Annotated in this window: 18 protein-coding genes and 2 tRNA genes; 9 read left to right on the top strand and 11 right to left on the bottom strand. The window is 70.6% G+C overall.

The window, feature by feature from the left end; genetic code table 11:
* The first annotated feature begins 75 nt into the window (after positions 1 to 75).
* On the top strand, positions 76 to 1503 hold the full coding sequence (locus tag EDF19_RS01670) for an LLM class flavin-dependent oxidoreductase (RefSeq protein ID WP_123679213.1): 1428 nt from the start codon (positions 76 to 78) through the stop codon (positions 1501 to 1503).
* The gene (locus tag EDF19_RS01665; protein ID WP_123679866.1) at positions 1500 to 2783 is read left to right on the top strand and encodes an acyl-CoA dehydrogenase family protein; all 1284 of its coding nucleotides are present in this window, start codon (positions 1500 to 1502) and stop codon (positions 2781 to 2783) included. Before EDF19_RS01670 ends, EDF19_RS01665 begins: the two co-directional genes overlap by 4 nt.
* A gap of 162 nt (positions 2784 to 2945) precedes the next feature.
* On the opposite strand, the gene EDF19_RS01660 is transcribed toward EDF19_RS01665, so the two are convergent.
* From EDF19_RS01660 to EDF19_RS01640, 5 genes are all read right to left on the bottom strand, one after another.
* Positions 2946 to 3290 (bottom strand): metallopeptidase family protein, encoded by a 345-nt coding sequence (locus tag EDF19_RS01660; protein WP_123679212.1) that lies wholly within the window; start codon positions 3288 to 3290, stop codon positions 2946 to 2948.
* 95 nt (positions 3291 to 3385) lie between these two features.
* Positions 3386 to 3461: transfer RNA gene (locus tag EDF19_RS01655), tRNA-His, on the bottom strand.
* Between the two features lie 75 nt (positions 3462 to 3536).
* Positions 3537 to 4175: an oligoribonuclease gene (gene orn, locus EDF19_RS01650; RefSeq protein WP_123679211.1), complete on the bottom strand. Its 639-nt coding sequence runs from the start codon at positions 4173 to 4175 to the stop codon at positions 3537 to 3539.
* A 634-nt stretch (positions 4176 to 4809) separates the two neighbouring features.
* The gene (locus EDF19_RS01645) at positions 4810 to 6051 is read right to left on the bottom strand and encodes an MFS transporter (RefSeq protein ID WP_123679210.1); all 1242 of its coding nucleotides are present in this window, start codon (positions 6049 to 6051) and stop codon (positions 4810 to 4812) included.
* On the bottom strand, positions 6048 to 6536 hold the full coding sequence (locus EDF19_RS01640) for a MarR family winged helix-turn-helix transcriptional regulator (protein WP_123679209.1): 489 nt from the start codon (positions 6534 to 6536) through the stop codon (positions 6048 to 6050). Before EDF19_RS01640 ends, EDF19_RS01645 begins: the two co-directional genes overlap by 4 nt.
* 83 nt (positions 6537 to 6619) lie before the next feature.
* Between EDF19_RS01640 and EDF19_RS01635 the strand changes: the two genes are divergently transcribed.
* Both EDF19_RS01635 and EDF19_RS01630 read left to right on the top strand, forming a co-directional pair.
* Positions 6620 to 6910: an oligoribonuclease gene (locus EDF19_RS01635; RefSeq protein WP_123313422.1), complete on the top strand. Its 291-nt coding sequence runs from the start codon at positions 6620 to 6622 to the stop codon at positions 6908 to 6910.
* Between the two features lie 29 nt (positions 6911 to 6939).
* Positions 6940 to 7200 carry a thioredoxin family protein gene (locus EDF19_RS01630; RefSeq protein WP_123679208.1) on the top strand — a complete coding sequence of 87 codons (261 nt, stop codon included), beginning with the start codon at positions 6940 to 6942 and terminating at the stop codon, positions 7198 to 7200.
* On the opposite strand, the gene EDF19_RS18945 is transcribed toward EDF19_RS01630, so the two are convergent.
* The 3 genes from EDF19_RS18945 to EDF19_RS01615 all read right to left on the bottom strand — a co-directional run bounded on the left by EDF19_RS18945 (position 7144) and on the right by EDF19_RS01615 (position 10479).
* The gene (locus tag EDF19_RS18945; RefSeq protein ID WP_185022624.1) at positions 7144 to 8748 is read right to left on the bottom strand and encodes a DUF6716 putative glycosyltransferase; all 1605 of its coding nucleotides are present in this window, start codon (positions 8746 to 8748) and stop codon (positions 7144 to 7146) included. The two genes, EDF19_RS01630 and EDF19_RS18945, sit on opposite strands and share 57 nt — an antisense overlap.
* A gap of 82 nt (positions 8749 to 8830) precedes the next feature.
* Complete coding sequence (locus EDF19_RS01620; RefSeq protein WP_123679207.1) at positions 8831 to 9703, bottom strand: N-acetylneuraminate synthase family protein; 873 nt, start codon at positions 9701 to 9703, stop codon at positions 8831 to 8833.
* The gene (locus tag EDF19_RS01615) at positions 9700 to 10479 is read right to left on the bottom strand and encodes a cytidylyltransferase domain-containing protein (protein ID WP_123679206.1); all 780 of its coding nucleotides are present in this window, start codon (positions 10477 to 10479) and stop codon (positions 9700 to 9702) included. Before EDF19_RS01615 ends, EDF19_RS01620 begins: the two co-directional genes overlap by 4 nt.
* A 120-nt stretch (positions 10480 to 10599) precedes the next feature.
* Between EDF19_RS01615 and EDF19_RS01610 the strand changes: the two genes are divergently transcribed.
* Positions 10600 to 10672: transfer RNA gene (locus EDF19_RS01610), tRNA-Arg, on the top strand.
* A 61-nt stretch (positions 10673 to 10733) separates the two neighbouring features.
* Here EDF19_RS01610 and EDF19_RS01605 read toward each other — a convergent pair.
* Positions 10734 to 12065, bottom strand: a complete 1332-nt coding sequence (locus EDF19_RS01605; protein WP_123679205.1) for a hypothetical protein — start codon at positions 12063 to 12065, stop codon at positions 10734 to 10736.
* An 89-nt stretch (positions 12066 to 12154) separates the two neighbouring features.
* Entirely contained in the window at positions 12155 to 12421 is a 267-nt protein-coding gene (locus EDF19_RS01600) for a hypothetical protein (RefSeq protein WP_123679204.1), read from the bottom strand.
* Between the two features lie 158 nt (positions 12422 to 12579).
* Between EDF19_RS01600 and msrA the strand changes: the two genes are divergently transcribed.
* The 3 genes from msrA to EDF19_RS01585 all read left to right on the top strand — a co-directional run bounded on the left by msrA (position 12580) and on the right by EDF19_RS01585 (position 14172).
* Positions 12580 to 13107 (top strand): peptide-methionine (S)-S-oxide reductase MsrA, encoded by a 528-nt coding sequence (gene msrA, locus EDF19_RS01595; protein WP_123679203.1) that lies wholly within the window; start codon positions 12580 to 12582, stop codon positions 13105 to 13107.
* 37 nt (positions 13108 to 13144) lie between these two features.
* The gene (locus tag EDF19_RS01590; RefSeq protein ID WP_111086793.1) at positions 13145 to 13348 is read left to right on the top strand and encodes a methyltransferase; all 204 of its coding nucleotides are present in this window, start codon (positions 13145 to 13147) and stop codon (positions 13346 to 13348) included.
* A 119-nt stretch (positions 13349 to 13467) separates the two neighbouring features.
* The gene (locus EDF19_RS01585; RefSeq protein ID WP_123679202.1) at positions 13468 to 14172 is read left to right on the top strand and encodes a single-stranded DNA-binding protein; all 705 of its coding nucleotides are present in this window, start codon (positions 13468 to 13470) and stop codon (positions 14170 to 14172) included.
* A gap of 19 nt (positions 14173 to 14191) precedes the next feature.
* Here the strand turns inward: EDF19_RS01585 and EDF19_RS01580 are convergent, their stop codons facing one another.
* Entirely contained in the window at positions 14192 to 14911 is a 720-nt protein-coding gene (locus EDF19_RS01580; RefSeq protein ID WP_123679201.1) for a hypothetical protein, read from the bottom strand.
* 185 nt (positions 14912 to 15096) lie between these two features.
* On the opposite strand from EDF19_RS01580, the gene ettA reads away from it, so the two are divergent.
* Complete coding sequence (gene ettA / locus EDF19_RS01575; RefSeq protein ID WP_123679200.1) at positions 15097 to 16782, top strand: energy-dependent translational throttle protein EttA; 1686 nt, start codon at positions 15097 to 15099, stop codon at positions 16780 to 16782.
* The last annotated feature ends 4 nt before the right edge of the window (positions 16783 to 16786 follow it).

The following is a 16786-nucleotide window of genomic DNA, read 5'->3' as shown; positions in this document are numbered from 1 at the left end:
GTCTGGCGGAACCGGCGTCGTAACGCGGGGTCACGTCACTGCGTCCCGTGACCGTCGCGCGGGGAACATGGGTGCATGAGCGATGCACCGAACCGTCCGCTGCGCTTCGCGGCCTTCGTCATGAACACGACGTCGCACATCCAGCACGGCCTGTGGCGGCACCCCGACGCCCGGCAGGCCGACTTCGACGACGTGACGCTCTGGACGGACCTGGCGAAGACGCTCGAGCGCGGGAAGTTCGACGCGGTGTTCTTCGCCGACGTCGTCGGGACGTACGGACCTGGTCGCGGCGACTACTCGACCAACCTGCGCGAGGGGCTGCAGATCCCCTCGAACGACCCGTCGGTGCTGCTCTCCGCGCTCGCCGTGTCGACCGAGCACCTCGGGCTCGCGTTCACGTCGAGCGTCATCCAGTCGCACCCGTTCGACTTCGCCCGCAAGGTCTCCACCCTCGACCACATCACCAAGGGCCGCATCGGCTGGAACGTCGTCACGAGCGCCCTCGACAGCGCCGCCCGGAACTTCGGTGCCGACCGGCTCGAGGAGCACGACGAGCGCTACGTGTGGGCCGAGGAGTACCTCGAGGTCTGCGCGAAGCTCTGGGAGGGCTCGTGGGAGGACGGCGCCGTGCTCAAGGACCCGGTCCGGGGCTACGCCGACCCCGACAAGGTGCACCGCATCGACCACCACGGCAAGCGCTACGACGTGCAGGGACCGCACCTCAGCGCACCGTCGCCGCAGCGGACGCCGGTGCTGTTCCAGGCCGGGTCGTCGCCCGCCGGTCGTGCCTTCGCCGCGCGGAACGCCGAGGCCCAGTTCATCCTGACCTCGAACCGGGACGCCACCGAGCAGCTCATCCGCGAGACCCGCGACCTCGCCCAGGCGGCCGGCCGGAACCGCGACGACCTCGCGTTCTTCCTCGGGCTCACCTTCGTCACCGGGTCCACCGAAGCCGAGGCGAAGGCGAAGGAAGCCGAGATCGACGAGTACCTCGCCGCCGACGGCTTCCTGGTGCACTCGAACCTCGGCTTCGACCCGGACACCGGCGAGGCCCTCGACCCGGACACCCCACTGTCCGAGGTCCGCACCCACGCCGGGCAGTCGCACCTGCAGTGGCTCCGCGAAGCAGCCGGCGACCGCGAACCCACGATCGCCGACCTCGCCCGCCTGTCCGCCAAGCTCCGCGCCCGGGTCGTCGGCACCCCGGAGCAGATCGCCGACGAACTCGCCGACTGGCAGCGGGTCGGCGTCGACGGGGTGAACGTCATCAACTGGACCCTGCCCGGCTCGTACGAGGAGTTCGTCGACGACATCGCGCCGACCCTGCAGGAGCGGGGCCTGATGCAGTCCGAGTACCGCGAGGGCACCCTGCGCGAGAAGCTCTTCGGCCATCCGCAGCTGCCGGACTCGCACCCCGCCCGGCAGTGGCGCGGCGCGTTCACGGGCGGCGCGGGCGCGACGGCGCCGGCGGACGCGGCACGGGCCGTGGAGGTGACCGCATGACGGACGCGACGACGACCGACGGGCGGGGGACGGGCCTCCCGGCCGATCGTCTGGCGACCCTGCGCGAACGCTTCGCACCCGTGTTCGCGACCATCCGCGAAGGTGCCGTCGAGCGGGAGCTCGCCTCCGGTGCCCCCGGCGACCGGCCGTTGCCGCACGCCGAGGTCCGCGCGCTCGCCGACGCCGGCTTCGGACGGCTGCGCGTGCCGGAGGACCGTGGCGGCTTCGGGGTCACGCTCGTCGAACTCGTGCAGCTGGTGGCGGACCTGGCGGCGGCGGACTCGAACATCGCGCACCTGTGGCGAGGGCACTTCGGGTACACCGAACTGGTGTTGCTCCGGCCATCGTCGGCCGGGCGGGACGAGTGGTTGGCGCGGATCGTGGGCGGAGCGATCATCGGGAACGCCACGTCCGAGCGGACCGGCACCACGCTCGCGGACATCTCGACGACGGTGTCGGCGGCTGATGGTGGTTCCGTTCGTCTCGACGGTCGGAAGTTCTACTCGACCGGCACGCTCTACGCGGACTGGATCTACTTGGCGGCGGACCGCTCGGGGGAGCGCGTGACCTTCGCCGTCGACGCCTCCGCGCCGGGCGTGACGAGCATCGACGACTGGGACGGCTTCGGGCAGCGCTTGACCGCTTCCGGGACGACGGTGTTCGACGGGGTCGCCGTCGACCCGTCGGTGGTCTCGGCGTACAAGGACGCGCCGCTGTCGCACATCCAGGCCTTCTACCAGCTGTACCTGCTGGCGGTCCTCGCCGGGATCGGGCAGGCCGTGTCGGACGATGCTGTCGCGTTCGTGCGGCCCCGCACCCGGACGTACATCCACGCGAACGCTTCTCGGCCGGGCGATGACCCGCAGATCCTGGCGGTGCTCGGACGGCTGTCGGCCGGGGCGTTCACGGCTCGGTCACTCGTCGTGGTGGCGGCCGGGATGCTCGACGGGGTGGTCGCGACGAACGTGGCGGGGCCGGCGGGCTCGGATGCGGGTGTGTCGAAGCCGCTGCTCGACGCCGCCGAGAACGCCGTGTACCAGGCGCAGGTCGAGATCGGTCCGCGGGTGCTGCGGGCGGCGTCCGAGTTGTTCGAGGTCGGCGGGGCGTCGGCTGCTGACCGGACCCGTGCGCTCGACCGGCACTGGCGGAACGCCCGGGTCGTCGCGTCGCACAACCCGGCCGTGTACAAGGAGCGGCTCGTGGGGGAGTACGCGCTGCACGGGCGGGGGCCGGTGGACGCGTGGGAGAAGTACCACGAGGTGGGGCCGACGCGGTTCTGAGGGGGTGCGGGCGCGGGCGCGGGCGGGCGGGCGCGGGCGGCGCGCGGGCGCGAGTTTTCGCGGTGGGCGACAGTTCGCGTGCTCGTGGGCCCGAGAGATGTCGCTGAGCCCGAAAACTCGCAGCGCCGCAGCGCCGGGTGCGCCGCTGCACCGGCCGAGCGCCTACGCCCAGCCGAGCTCGTGCAGCCGCTCGTCGTCGATGCCGTAGAAGTGCCCGATCTCGTGCACGAGGGTGGTGTGCACCTCGTCCTTGAGTTCCTCGAGGGTGTCGCACTCGACCAGGTGCTGCTTGCGGAACACCACGATCCGGTCGGGCAGCTCACCGAAGCCGTACTGCCCGCGCTCGGTGGCCGCGATGCCGTCGTACACCCCGAACAGCTCGGAGCCGTCCTCGGGCTCGTCCTCGACGACGAACACCACGTTGTCGAGGCCGTCGACCATCTCGTCGGGGAGCAGGTCGAGCTCGTCGGTCACGAGCTGCTCGAACGCGTCGGCGGACATCTCCATCACGGGGTGATCGTCCCACACCGCACTGACCACTCGCGGAACGACGAAGGCCCCGATCCAACGGACCGGGGCCTTCTTCTGATCTGCATCAGTACTGGGGTGAATAACGGGTCTCGAACCCGCGACCTCCTAGACCACAACCAGGCGCTCTACCAACTGAGCTATATCCACCATGCACACGCCAGCGGACCGGCGCGACCACTCAATAGTAGTACATGCTGCGGGCGGTGCCGACCACCCGTGTCGCTACTCGGCCGCAGGCTGTGCCAGGCGCGGTTCCCACTTCTCGACGACCGCGGACTGGACGGCACGCACCTCGTCCGTGGTCGGCCCGGGCTCGGCGACGAAGCCGGCGCGGCGGTAGTACTCGAGTTCGCGGATCGACTCGAGGATGTCCGCGAGTGCGCGGTGCCCGCCGTGCTTCTCGGGGGAGTTGAAGTACACGCGCGGGAACCACCGACGGCAGAGTTCCTTGATGCTCGACACGTCGACGCTGCGGTAGTGCAGGTGGCCGTCGACGCGGGGCATGTACTTCGACAGGAACGCCCGGTCGGTGCCGATGGTGTTGCCGGCCAGGGGCGCGGTGCCCTCGGCGGGGACGTGCTGGAGGATGTACTCGAGCACCTGGTACTCGGCGTCCGCCAGGCTCACGCCGTTCGGGATCTCCTCGATGAGCCCCGACGTGACGTGCATGTTCGTCACGAACTCGTTCATGTTGTCGAGCGCCGACTGGTCCGGCTTGATGACGATGTCGAACCCGGGGTGCACGGGCTCGAGGTCGAAGTCGGTGATGACCACGGCCACCTCGACGAGTTCGTCGACCTCGAGGTCGAGGCCGGTCATCTCGCAGTCGATCCAGACGAGGCGGTCATTCGCGGTTGCCATGTGCACGATCCTATTCCCGGCCCGCGTGCGGTCCCGACGCGGTGGTGGTGACTGCCTGGAGGCCCGCCGCCCCTCCGCCGGACCGGCCCCGCGCCTCCCCCGCCACGCGAGCGGGCGAAATACCGTGGTCGCCTTGCGGGTCGGGCCTGCGGTTTCGCCCGTTCGCCACGCGGCCACGCGGCCGCTCGATGTCCGCGCGCCCGGGCGAGCCAGCGCACCCGACGCGAGCGGGCGAAACACCGCGGTCGCCTTGCGGGTCGGGCCTGCGGTTTTGCCCGCTCGGCGATTGGGCGCTCATCGCGGGTCGACGCGAAGGCGCGTCGGGCGGTGGCGGTGACGGTGACCGCCTGGAGGTCCGGTGGTGGTCCGCCGGGCGGGTGACGGGCCTCCAGGCGGTCGCGACCAGTGCGCCCAGCGCGAGCGGGCGAAATGCCTGGCCGTGCCGCGTGGCGACCGCGGCATTTCGCCCGCTCGGCTCGCGTGGGCACTCGTGTCGCGCCGCGCCCAGCGCGAGCGGGCGAAATGCCCGGGCACCTTCGTCAGGTGTCCGGGCATTTCGCCCGCTCGCGGGACGGCCTCGCGGGACGGCCCCGCGGGGGTTCGGCGGGGTGCCGCGGGGCGCGGCGGGGGAGCGCTAGGACATCTCGCCGGCGGAGATGGCCTCGGCCTCGACGCGCTCGGGCTCGGCGCCGTCGTCGACCCGGCGCAGTACCTTCGTCGTGCAGAGGATCACCACGAACGCCACGGCGACCGAGGCTCCGGCGAAGATGTACGCGGCCGACGGCGAGTACGCGTCGGCGAGCAGGGTCGCGACGGGCGGGGCGATTGCGCCGCCGATGAAGCGGACGGCCGAGTACGCACTCGAGGCGACCGATCGGGGCAGGTCCGTGGCCTCCATCACGCACTCGGTGAGCACCGTGTTCAGGACACCGAGCACGAGCCCGCCGATGATGACGCAGATGATCAGGCCCACCTGCGACCGCACGACGACCGCTGCGGCGAACAGGTCGAGCGCGAGCAGCGGGAGCGCGATCTTGAGCACGCTCGTGCGACGCATGCGGGCGGTGAGCATCGGGGCGACCCAGACCGAGGTGATCGCGAGACCGAGCCCCCAGCCGAAGAACGTGAAGCCGATGCCGAGCGCCCCGAAGCCCAGCGGGAACGGCGTGTAGGCGAGCAGGACGAAGAAGCCGATGTTGTAGAAGAGTGCGGTCGCGGCGAGTGCTGCGAGCGCGGAACGGGCGAGGGCGCGGAACGGTGCCGAGAGCTTCGTCGGCGTCGGCTTCTCGAGGGAGCCGGACTTGAGCAGCGCCACGATGGCGATGAACGCGACGGCCATCAGCGTGGTGACGCCGAAGAACGGTCCGCGCCAGCTCACCGAGCCGAGCAGCCCTCCGACGAGGGGCCCGACGGCGATGCCGAGGCCGAGCGCCGCCTCGTACAGGATGATCGCGGACGCGGTTCCGCCGGACGCTGCACCGACGATGGTGGCGAGGGCAGTGGAGATGAAGAGCGCGTTGCCGAGACCCCATCCGGCGCGGAAGTCGATGATGCTCCACACGCTGTTCGAGGTGGCGGCGAGGACCGAGAACACGACGATGAGCGCGAGGCCGATCAGCAGGGTGCGCTTCGCGCCGATGCGGCTCGACACCCAGCTGGTGAAGAACATCGCGACGCCCGTGACCGCGAGGTAGCTCGTGAAGAGCAGCTCGGTCTGCGCCGGGGTTGCCTTCAGGGATGCAGCGATCGCGGGCAGGATCGGGTCGACGAGGCCGATGCCCATGAAGGCTACGACGCAGGCGAAGGCGATCGCCCAGACCGCTGAGGACTGCTTGAGGATCGAGCCGGACTGGCCGGCAGGTGCGTGGGCGTTCACGCGGGGATCTCCGTTCCGGTGAGTGATGTCGTGGTCGATGTCGTGGTCGACGTCGTGGTGAGCGACGTCCTGGTGCGCTCGGCGATCAGGATCGACGCGTGGTGCAGGACGTCCCAGTCGTCGTCGGTGAGGTCGGCGAACATCGGGCCGACCGTGCTGGTGAGGGTGGCGCGCCACGCGGTGAGCCGTGCGCGGCCGGCATCGGTGATCTCGATGAGCTGGCCGCGGGAGTCGTCGGGGTCGACGCTCCGGGTGACGAGGCCGTCGGCGAGCATGCCGGCGACGAGCCGGGTCATCGTGGGCTGTGCGACGCGGGAGGCTGCAGCGAGCTCGCCGAGTCGGAGCGGCTCGTCGGTCTCCAGGATTCCGAGGGTCCGCCAGACGGCCGCCGACGTGGTGTTGCCGGTCGACTGTGCCGCGGTGCGGATCAGGCGGTTGACGGAGACGAGGAGCGTCTCGATCGTCTGCTCGCGCGATGATTCCATAGCAGAACTATATAGCGATGCTATGCATCCCGCAACAGGCACCGCAGCAGACTGCGCCAACCACTGCCTGGTAGAAGGGATGCATGAGCGACATCACCATCCACGAAGGCGACGAGTACACCGCGATCTTCCACGGCGGACCCTTCGACGGCACGACTGACACCCGCACCGCGACGAGCGACGCGCTGGACGACGAGGTCACGGTGTTCGCTGACGTCGAGGGCCTCCAGACGGCCTTCACCTACCGCGCCACCAAGTCCCGTCAGGTGCTCGACCAGATCTCGGTCGAGTTCACGTACGAGCCGGGGGAGTCCGACCCCGTGGACGACCTGGCCGACCGCGGCGACCGCAGCGGCGAGTTCGACCGGGAGTAGAACCCCGCGCCGCCGCGTTGCAGGGTCACATGCAGCTCGACCTCTGGACGTCCGCCTTCTGCGCACCGTGTGCCGCCGCCCGCCGGGTGTCGGCCGAGGTGTCGGCGCTCGTCCCGGGGCTCGCCGTGACCGAACGCGACGTGGCGGCCGCCCCCGACACCGCGGAGGACCTCGGCATCCGATCGACGCCCACGATCATCGTGCGGCGTGACGACGGAGCCGAGGTCTTCCGTTCACCCGGGGTCCCCACCCGTGACCAGCTGTTGCTCGCGGTCGCGAAGGCCCTCTGACGCGACCGGCACAGCCCCGACCGGCACAGCCCCGACCGGCACAGCCCCGACCGGCACAGCCCCGACCGGCACAGCCCCGACCGGCACAGCCCCGAACGACGGAGCCGCGCGCTGCGACGTCGGCGCAGCCACCACCGCCAGCTCCGGCGGATCGACCAGCGCACGGACGCGGCGCACCAGGCGCTTCACGCTCCGGATCGGTGCCCCGACGACGAGGGCGGCGAGACCGAGCGGGCTGCGGTCGGCACCACCGAGGGCGTTCTTCCGCTCCCAGGCACGGCGGAGCACGCCGCCGCGACTCCGACGAGCAGGCGCCCGGTCCACCAGCGTCCCGTCGTCGCGCCGGAGCATCAGTTCCGCGAGTCGACGCTGCCAGTCGTCGTCCGACGGCGGGTGGAAGTAGTTGTCCCGCATCCAACTCTGACGGACGGTCCCGAACCGGCCGTCGAGCAGGTCGACCGCGTCCCCCTCGAGCCCGCTCGACACGAACACCTCGTTGATCAGGTGCCGGCCGATGCCGAAGTCCGTCAGGGTGAGTGCCGGGATCCCGCGGGCCGCAGCCTCGAGGACGGCGGTCGAGCTGATCGTCACGAGGGCCACCGCACGGTCGAGGTGTTCGGCCATCGGCCCGCTCTCGACCACCAGGTTCGCCGGTGCGTCGGCCGGCACGAGGTCGGGGTAGGGGTGTTCCTCGCGGTGCGTCTGGTGCTCGCCGGACGCCGCACGCGTCTTGATCACCACACGCCACTCGGGATGGGCCCGCGCGGTCGCGACGAGCCACTCGACGACGAGGGCGCGGTCGGCGCGCTCGAACGGCACGCTCGGCTGCGCGGCGAAGACGACGGAGTCGCGCACCGCGCCGGTGCCGCCGGTGTCACGGACGTCGCGGGTGCTGCCGGTGTCGTGGGCGTGCCCGCCGGCGTGCCCGCTCACGCTCCGGGCGAACGGCAGCGTCGCGAGCGCGAAGTGCGGCTCCACCCCGCCCTCGCGAGCCAGCTCCTCGTACGCACGCACCTCACGGTGGCTGTGCAGGACGAACAGGTCGGCACGGGCGCGGAAGAAGATCCCCTTCCACTTCGCCGGGAACGAGATGCCCGGCAGCCCCGACACGAGCACTGGACGGTTCGGGACACGTCGGTGGACCTCGTCGAGCACGAGCTCCGCCACCGGGCCGATCACCGACACGAGGACGGCGTCGGGCGGGTCGCGTCGCAGCTCCTCGACGATCGTGTCGACGTCGTTCGGCGCCGGAGGGTCCGTCCGCAGGTGCGCCAGGCGCGAGTCCAGTCCCCGGAACGCCGATCGCAGCTGTCCGGGGCTCGCCGACCGGGGCGTCGCGACGGTGCGGAGCTCGAGTTCCCAGTCAGCGGGGGCAGTGGCGAGCAGGTGCGCGCCCCACTTCGCGAACGAGTCGGTGTCGACCAGGCCGACCACGCGTCGGACGCGTGGTCGCGGTGCGGCCGGGAGGCGCGCCTCCAGGCCGTCGGTCGACTCGCCGCCGTCACCCGGTACGTCCAGGGCACCGATCCCGTCGACCAGGCCGCTCACGCGACCGTCCTTCACGCGCCGACGCGGCGGAGCTTCGCGAGTGGTGCCCGCTCGCCGCTGGTCGAATGGGTACTGCATGCTCTCACGCGCCGACGCGGCGGAGCTTCGCGAGTGGTGCCCGCTCGCCGGGGAAGATCCGCTTCACCCCGTCGCCCAGCGCGGTCTCGATGATGCGGATGTCGCGTGCGAGGGTCTGGAGGCCGTGCGGCTCGAGCGACGCCGCGTGGTCCGACCCCCACATCGTCCGGTCGAGGGTGATGTGCCGCTCGACCGCGGTGGCACCGAGCGCGACGGCAGCGATCGAGATCTGCAGACCGGGCTCGTGCCCCGAGTAGCCGACCGGGACCCCCGAGTACCGGCCCGCGAGGGTGTCGATCATGCGGAGGTTCGCTTCCTCGGCGGGCAACGGGTACGTCGAGGTCGCGTGCATGAGCACGAGGCGGTCGGTACCGAGGGCCTCGACCGCTGCGTCGATCTGCTCGAGCGTGGACATGCCGGTCGACAGGATGACCGGCTTGCCCGTGGCAGCGACCGCCGCGAGGAGGCCGAGGTCCGTCACGGAAGCGGAGGCGATCTTGTACGCGACGACGTTCAGGTCCTCGAGGAAGTCCACCGACGGCTCGTCCCACGGGGACGCGAACCAGTCGAGGCCGCGGAGCGTCGCGTGGTCGCCGATCTCGATGTACTGGTCGCGGTCGAACTCGACGCGGTAGCGGTACTGGAGGTACGTCATGTCGCCCCACGGAGTGCTCCGCGGCGTGTGCTTCATGTGCTCGGGCGTGGAGATCGACGGCGTGCGCTTCTGGAACTTCACGGCCTGCAGGCCGGCGTCGGCCGCGACGTCGATGAGTCGCTTCGCGATGTCGACGTCGCCGTTGTGGTTGAGGCCGATCTCGCCGATGAGGTAGGCGGGGTGTCCAGCGCCGATCCTGGACTTGCCGATGGTGACGGTCATGGTGCTCCGTTCGGTGCGGGGGCTGCCCGCGTCGGGGTTGGGGTCGGTGTGCCGTGCTCGTCGTCGAGGTGCTCGGGGTGCCGGCCGTCGAGGTGCTCGGCGAGGGCCTCGGCCAGGGCGAGGTCGGACGGGTCGTCGATGTCGATCGCGCCGGCAGCGTCCACGAGGACGACCTCGACGCGGCCGTGGAACCGGTGCCCTCGCGCGCGGAACCCATCCGTCCGGAACACGTAGAAGGCACCGGTCTCGCGGTGCTCCGGCGCGCGGTCCTGCCGGCGCGGACGGGTCGATGCGTCGTGGTTCACCGCGACCGCGGAGCCGTCCGGTGCCGTCCGCCACAGGAACGCGTGCGACGGAGCGGCGGCGAACACCGAGTCGGCGTGCCCGTCGACGACCCGGGCGACCGCGGCGTCGAGGTCGCCCGGGTCGATGAACGGCGACGTGGCCTGCAGGAACACGAGGACCTCGGGCAGTGCGGCCCCGGTCGCCTCGAGTTCGTCGAGGACGTTCAGCAACGCGGACTCCGACGAGGCTTCGTCGCCGGCGAGGTCGGCCGGTCGCCGCACCACGTCGGCCCCGGCGGCCAGGGCCTCGGCGGCGATGGCGTCCCCGTCCGTCGAGACGATCACGGCGTCGATGCGTGCCGCGCGGGTCGCGGAGCGGACGGCGCGCCGCACCAGGGTCTGCCCGGCGACGGTGCGGAGGTTCTTGCCCGGGATGCCCTTCGAGCCGGCACGGGCGGGCACGACGGCGAGGACGGTGCCGGAGGAGTGCATCTTCCGGACGCTACGAAGCCCGGGTGTCCCGGAGGCGAACGGGGAGGAGACGCGGGCGGAACGCTGCGGGGGCGTTCATCCAGCACCCGGAACGGGTCGCCGCTAGAATCGACGTCGCTCGCCTCCGTAGCTCAGTGGATAGAGCAGGTGGTTTCTACCCACCGTGCCGCGGGTTCGATTCCTGCCGGGGGCACGACGCGAACGGGCCGCCATCCGATCGGATGGCGGCCCGTTGCTCGTTCGGGTGCTGCTCGTTACTCGTCGTCGTCGGCGGCGCGGCGGCGGAGTTCGGCGGCACTGATCGGCTGCGTGTACGGCGCCTCGGACGTCTCGTTCGCATCGCTCGGTTCGGCCGGTGCCTGGTTGATCCGGGTGGGGATGGACGTGGTGCTCGTCGTCCCCGGGGTCTCGACCTTCGGCGCGGGAGACGGCACGTCGTTCGACGGGGTCCGGTTCACGTGCGCGTCGGCCGAGGTCGGAGCAGGCGTCGATGCGACCGGCACGGTCGGTCGGTCGGACCCGAACGCCTTGGTGGCGGTGGCGTCGTCCACGACCTCGGTGTCGTCGGTGTCCCGAGCAGAGGCGGATCGAGCGGGTGAGGTCGGCGAACCGAGCGCCGGACGGACCGGCGGGGTCGGCGTGGACGATGCGGTGGTGTCGTCGCCGTAGACCCGGGTGGTGTTCTCGCCGTAGGAGCGCGTCGCGTTCTGGTCGGCGCCGCCACGGTTGATCGTGAAGCCCGCGGCGCCGGCGCCGGCAGCGGCACCCGCGCCGGTCGCACCGGAGCCGGTCGTACCCGACGTCGGTGCGGGAGCCGGGGCCTGGGTCGGAGCCGGGTTCGAGGCCGCGGGAGCGGCCGAGGTCGTCGGAGCCGCAGCCGCAGCCGGGGCCGGCACGGGTCGCTGGGCCGGACGGAGCGAGGTCGTCGTCGGGGTCGGGCGTTCGGCCGAGGCGGCAGCGACGCCCGAGGCGGCAGCGACGCCCGGGGCAGCAGCGACGCCCGGCGTCGGGCCGGCCGGTGCGCGGGAAGGCTCGGCCTGATCGGCGTTCCAGTCCTGCTGACGCTTGATCAGGTCGGCGTCGGGGTCCGGCGAGTCGAACTTCCAACGCTCGAGGTCTGCCTTGAAGAGCTTGCGCGCACGACCCGGCCGCGCCTGCCACTCGAGCAGACGGTCGCGGAAGTCGGCGAGGGACTGCTCCGCCTGGAAGCTGAAGGTCGACGAGTTCTTCTTGATGTCGGCGATCTCGTGCTGCGCCCAGTTCGCGGCGAGCGGTGCGCCCTGCACGGGCAGCAGGCGGAGCCGGATGTCGGCGTCCTCGGCGAGGTGGTCGGCGTAGCCGCGCTCGTCATGTCCGAGCGAGCCCCACGCCGCGGCCTTGCGTGCCGCGGAGATGATCGCCGCGACGGCGGCGTTCTTCGACTCGCGCTCCTGCAGCGCCACGACCCGCTTCGTCGCGCCGCGGCCGATGAGCGCCGCGATGACACCCGCCACCACGATGGCGACGAAGGGGATGAGTGCGCCCGAGATCACGCGCCATCCGTCGTCGGACGAAGTCCAGTCGGTCAGGTCGTTCCACCAGTCCATGCGTGCACCGTACTCACGAAACGGTCAGGCGTCGGGGAGGGTGCACGGCGTTCCGCGCATCCGACCCGAGATGATTCCAATCTGGAACATCATGCCCACCGCAGGCAGTCGACCGCGTCGTCGGCGGACCAGACGTTGGGGAGTTCGACGAACCGACGCTCGGTCGCGACGTAGCGACGCGCACGGTAGGCCGTGTCCCCGGCGACGTCGACCCGGTCGACGTACCCGACGATCTCGCCGTTCGCCCGCGTCACCCGGCTCAGGTCGTCGCGGACGTCGAGGATGCGGAGGTCGCCACGCGACCGGGCGAGCGGGACGCTGCGGATCCGCAGTGCGGGTTCGGTCGTGATCTGCATCGTGGGCCTCCTGGTCGGTGTGGGTCCGACGGTACGGGCGACCACCGACACGCCGAGGGATCCGTCCGAGGTGGGGAACAGGGCGGCGTCGATGCGGGTTGTGGAGGAGGAAGACCCCGACACGGCTCGTCCGGAGCCCGGAAAGGTAGGTTGTGCCCATGACGACGTTCGTGCTCGCAGGTGGGTGTTTCTGGTGTCTCGACGCCGTGTACCGCACGCTCGAAGGCGTGCAGGACGTGGTGTCCGGCTACATCGGTGGACGCATCGAGAACCCCTCGTACGAGCTCGTGTGCACCGGCACGACCGGGCACGCCGAGGCCGTCGCCGTGACCTTCGACGAGACGGTGATCCCCGCTGACGTGATCCTCGACGTCTTCTTCACGCTGCACGATCCGCGCCAGCTGAACCGGCAGGGTGCGGACGTCGGCACGCAGTACCGCTCGGCGATGTTCCCCGCCGACGACGCGCAGCGCGAGCTGTTCGAGCGGGCCGTCGGGCGCGCGTCGGACATCTGGGACGGTGGGATCGTCACGACGATCGAGCCGCTCAGCACGTTCTTCCCCGCCGAGGAGTACCACCAGGACTTCTTCGCGAAGAACCCCGGCCAGGGCTACTGCCTCGCAGTCGCGCTGCCGAAGGTGAACAAGGTCCGCAAGGCCTACAGTCAGTACATCCTGGCGTCCTGAACCTCGGGCGTCGGGGCCACGAGGAGGTGGTCGAACGATGACGAACAACACCGGGACCTGGGTCGCGATCGGTCCGGCCGGAGCGGTGGGCAGCATCCACCGCGCGGCGGACGGCTTCCAGGTCGAGCTCTACGGACGAGGGCGGACGGGTGGCTTGTACCCGTCCCTCGAGTCGGCGAAGGGTGCGGTCCACGCCGCGCTCGGCCCGCTGGCAGCCCGGCCCGAGTTCCGAGCGCACTGAGCGGGTCCGGACAGGAGGCGCGGGGGACTCGTCCTCCACAGGTCGCCTGTTCGGGTCCACACGACACAGATGGAGCCCGGGGCTGCTTCCGCAGCCCCGGGCTCCTGCACGCTCGACGCATGAACGACATCATCACCGTCTGCGGAATCGTCGCGACAGAGCCGCGTCACCTCGTCACCGAGACCGGCATCGCCATCACGAGCCTCCGGCTCGCCTCACCCTCACGCCGATGGGACCGGGCGACCTCCGCCTGGGTCAACGGCGCGACCAACTGGTACACCGTCACCGCGTTCCGCTCGCTCGCGGCCAACGTGTTCAAGTCCCTGAAGAAGGGCGACCGGATCGTGGTCGCCGGCCGGGTCCGCATCCGGACGTGGGAACGCGACGGCCGCGGCGGGACCTCCGTCGAGATCGACGCGGACGGCATCGGGCACGACCTGGCGTGGGGCATCAGCAACTGGGTCCGTGTGCCCCGGCAGGTCAACGACTCGTCGGTGTCGGGGATCGACCGGCCGGTCGACATGCGCACGGGCGAGGTGAAGGACCGGCGCGACACCGCGGCCGGCGGCGACCCGCAGCCCGCGGACACCGACGGCCACCCCGACGGCCACCCCGACGGCCACCCCGACGGCCACTCCGACGGCCACTCCGACGGCCACCCCGACGGCCACCCCGACGGCCACTCCGACGGCCACCTCGACCACGACCCGTCCGACGACGACCGTCGGCCAGGGCACGCCGAGCCCGACGACGATCACGACGGCGAGCCCGACGACGTCGACGCGGCGCTCGGCGGGTTCGGTGCCGCTCGCAACGCCGCCTGACATCAGTCGACCGGGCGGGTCACCACTTCTGCGCGATCATGGCGATTCCGGACACCTGCTCGGTGTCCCAGTTCCCGCCGCGTGGCAGGCCGGCGACCCGTCCGTCGATCTTGAACGTGGCTCCCTGCACCCGCGGGGCGTTCGTCTGCTTCGCCTTCAGCCCGCGGAACGAGAAGCTCGTGTCCCACTTGCCGTTCAGGCCGGTGCGGCCCTTGACGTTGCCGACCGTGATGCGGGTGTTCTGCACCGTGGAGTGCACGACGTCACCGTTGAGTCGGGCGTTGGCCTCGGCGTTGAAGAACAGCCGTCCGTGCAGCTCGACCTTCAGGGTGCCGATGGTGTGGTGGTTGACGATCATCGTTCCGACGTCGTTCTGGTACCAGCGCATGCCGACCGGCGTCACCTTGTTCGACGCCGCGCCGAGGTACCCGTAGGTGAACTTGCCGTTCTGCACGCGCTCCCAGATGTAGCGCGGCTTGCCCTTGCTCTGCGGGGAGCCCTTGTCCGACTGGATCCCGAACGAGAACGCGTTGTTGTGGGCGTCGTGCACGTTGATGTACGACGAGTACCCGGTGCCGGAGCCGCTCGCACTGATGCTCGCGGTGTACAGCAGGTACGGGTCGCCCTTCGGCACGGCACCCGCGGCCGACGCCGGTGCGGCGGGGGCGATGAGTCCGAGCCCGAGGGCGATCGCTCCGACGAGGGGGAGCGCGAGTCGACGAAGTCGTTTCGTGGTCATGTGCCTGTCCTGTCCGTGGTCCTGATCCGGTCTCCGCCGTGGTGAGTGGCGGCCCCTGGTGGCTGGCGCAACAACGGTACGTCGCGCATCGGGATCGCGACACCCCCTTGACACGGGGTGCGTGAACCGGCGATCCAGGGTGCCGCGAGCGGCGGCTCGACGGTGTCACTACACTTGGGGCCGATATGGCTGAGTACATCTACCAGATGGTCCGCGCCCGCAAGGCGGTCGGCGACAAGCTGATCCTCGACGACGTCACGATGTCGTTCCTCCCCGGCGCCAAGATCGGCGTCGTCGGACCGAACGGTGCTGGCAAGTCGACGATCCTGAAGATCATGGCCGGTCTCGACCAGCCCTCCAACGGTGAGGCGAAGCTCTCGCCGGGCTTCACGGTCGGCATCCTCATGCAGGAGCCGGAGCTCGACGAGACCAAGACCGTGCTCGAGAACGTCCAGCAGGGCGTCGGCGAGATCCACGGCAAGCTCGCGCGCTTCAACGAGATCTCCGCACTGATGGCCGAGCCGGACGCCGACTTCGACGCGCTCCTGGCCGAGATGGGCACCCTGCAGGAAGAGATCGACGCCGCCGACGCGTGGGACCTCGACTCGCAGCTCGAGCAGGCCATGGCCGCGCTCCAGTGCCCCCCGGGGGACGAGATGGTCACCCACCTCTCCGGCGGTGAGAAGCGTCGTGTCGCGCTCTGCAAGCTCCTGCTGCAGAAGCCCGACCTGCTCCTCCTCGACGAGCCCACCAACCACCTGGACGCCGAGTCCGTGCAGTGGCTCGAGCAGCACCTGCAGCAGTACCACGGTGCCGTCCTCGCCGTGACCCACGACCGGTACTTCCTCGACCACGTCGCGGAGTGGATCGCCGAGGTCGACCGCGGCCGCCTGTACCCGTACGAGGGCAACTACTCGACCTACCTCGAGAAGAAGCGCGCTCGTCTCGAGGTCCAGGGCAAGAAGGACGCCAAGCTCGCGAAGCGTCTGTCCTCCGAACTCGACTGGGTCCGCAGCAACACCAAGGGCCGTCAGGCGAAGTCGAAGGCCCGTCTCGCCCGCTACGAGGAGATGGTCACCGAGGCCGAGCGCACGCGCAAGCTCGACTTCGAGGAGATCGTCATCCCCGTGGGCCCGCGCCTCGGTTCGCAGGTCATCGACGCCGAGAAGCTGCACAAGCAGTTCGGCGAGCGTGTCATCATCAACGACCTCTCCTTCACGCTGCCCCGCAACGGCATCGTCGGCGTGATCGGACCGAACGGCGTCGGCAAGACCACGCTGTTCAAGACGATCGTCGGCCTCGAGCCCCTCGACGGCGGCGTGCTCAAGATCGGCGAGACGGTCGACATCTCGTACGTCGACCAGAGCCGTGGCGGCATCGACCCGAACAAGAACCTGTGGGAGGTCGTGTCCGACGGGCTCGACTACATCCAGGTCGGCAAGACCGAGATCCCGTCCCGCGCCTACGTGTCGCAGTTCGGGTTCAAGGGTCCGGACCAGCAGAAGCGTGCCGGCATCCTCTCCGGCGGTGAGCGCAACCGTCTGAACCTGGCGCTGACGCTCAAGCAGGGCGGCAACCTGCTGCTCCTCGACGAGCCGACCAACGACCTGGACGTCGAGACGCTCGGCAGCCTCGAGAACGCACTGCTCGAGTACCCCGGTTGCGCCGTGGTCATCACGCACGACCGGTGGTTCCTCGACCGCATCGCGACGCACATCCTGGCGTGGGAAGGCCTCAACGAGGACGGCACGCCGAACTGGTACTGGTTCGAGGGCAACTTCGAGGCGTACGAGGAGAACAAGATCGAGCGCCTCGGTGCCGACGCGGCGAAGCCCGGTCGTTCGACGTACCGCAAGCTCACCCGCGACTGATCCG

Origin of the sequence: Curtobacterium sp. PhB115 (genome assembly GCF_003752025.1) — a bacterium.
In the GTDB taxonomy this organism is placed as follows: Bacteria; Actinomycetota; Actinomycetes; order Actinomycetales; family Microbacteriaceae; genus Curtobacterium.
This window is presented reverse-complemented; position numbering and strand designations above follow the sequence as displayed.

Bases quoted from the DNA above. Each gene is read 5' to 3' on its own strand.
- EDF19_RS01670 (WP_123679213.1), top strand. From the start codon at position 76: ATGAGCGATGCACCGAACCGTCCGCTGCGCTTCGCGGCCTTCGTCATG.
- EDF19_RS01665 (WP_123679866.1), top strand. From the start codon at position 1,500: ATGACGGACGCGACGACGACCGACGGGCGGGGGACGGGCCTCCCGGCC.
- EDF19_RS01660 (WP_123679212.1), bottom strand. From the start codon at position 3,290: ATGGAGATGTCCGCCGACGCGTTCGAGCAGCTCGTGACCGACGAGCTC.
- orn (WP_123679211.1), bottom strand. From the start codon at position 4,175: ATGGCAACCGCGAATGACCGCCTCGTCTGGATCGACTGCGAGATGACC.
- EDF19_RS01640 (WP_123679209.1), bottom strand. From the start codon at position 6,536: ATGGAATCATCGCGCGAGCAGACGATCGAGACGCTCCTCGTCTCCGTC.
- EDF19_RS01635 (WP_123313422.1), top strand. From the start codon at position 6,620: ATGAGCGACATCACCATCCACGAAGGCGACGAGTACACCGCGATCTTC.
- EDF19_RS01630 (WP_123679208.1), top strand. From the start codon at position 6,940: ATGCAGCTCGACCTCTGGACGTCCGCCTTCTGCGCACCGTGTGCCGCC.
- EDF19_RS01620 (WP_123679207.1), bottom strand. From the start codon at position 9,703: ATGACCGTCACCATCGGCAAGTCCAGGATCGGCGCTGGACACCCCGCC.
- EDF19_RS01615 (WP_123679206.1), bottom strand. From the start codon at position 10,479: ATGCACTCCTCCGGCACCGTCCTCGCCGTCGTGCCCGCCCGTGCCGGC.
- EDF19_RS01605 (WP_123679205.1), bottom strand. From the start codon at position 12,065: ATGGACTGGTGGAACGACCTGACCGACTGGACTTCGTCCGACGACGGA.
- EDF19_RS01600 (WP_123679204.1), bottom strand. From the start codon at position 12,421: ATGCAGATCACGACCGAACCCGCACTGCGGATCCGCAGCGTCCCGCTC.
- msrA (WP_123679203.1), top strand. From the start codon at position 12,580: ATGACGACGTTCGTGCTCGCAGGTGGGTGTTTCTGGTGTCTCGACGCC.
- EDF19_RS01590 (WP_111086793.1), top strand. From the start codon at position 13,145: ATGACGAACAACACCGGGACCTGGGTCGCGATCGGTCCGGCCGGAGCG.
- EDF19_RS01585 (WP_123679202.1), top strand. From the start codon at position 13,468: ATGAACGACATCATCACCGTCTGCGGAATCGTCGCGACAGAGCCGCGT.
- EDF19_RS01580 (WP_123679201.1), bottom strand. From the start codon at position 14,911: ATGACCACGAAACGACTTCGTCGACTCGCGCTCCCCCTCGTCGGAGCG.
- ettA (WP_123679200.1), top strand. From the start codon at position 15,097: ATGGCTGAGTACATCTACCAGATGGTCCGCGCCCGCAAGGCGGTCGGC.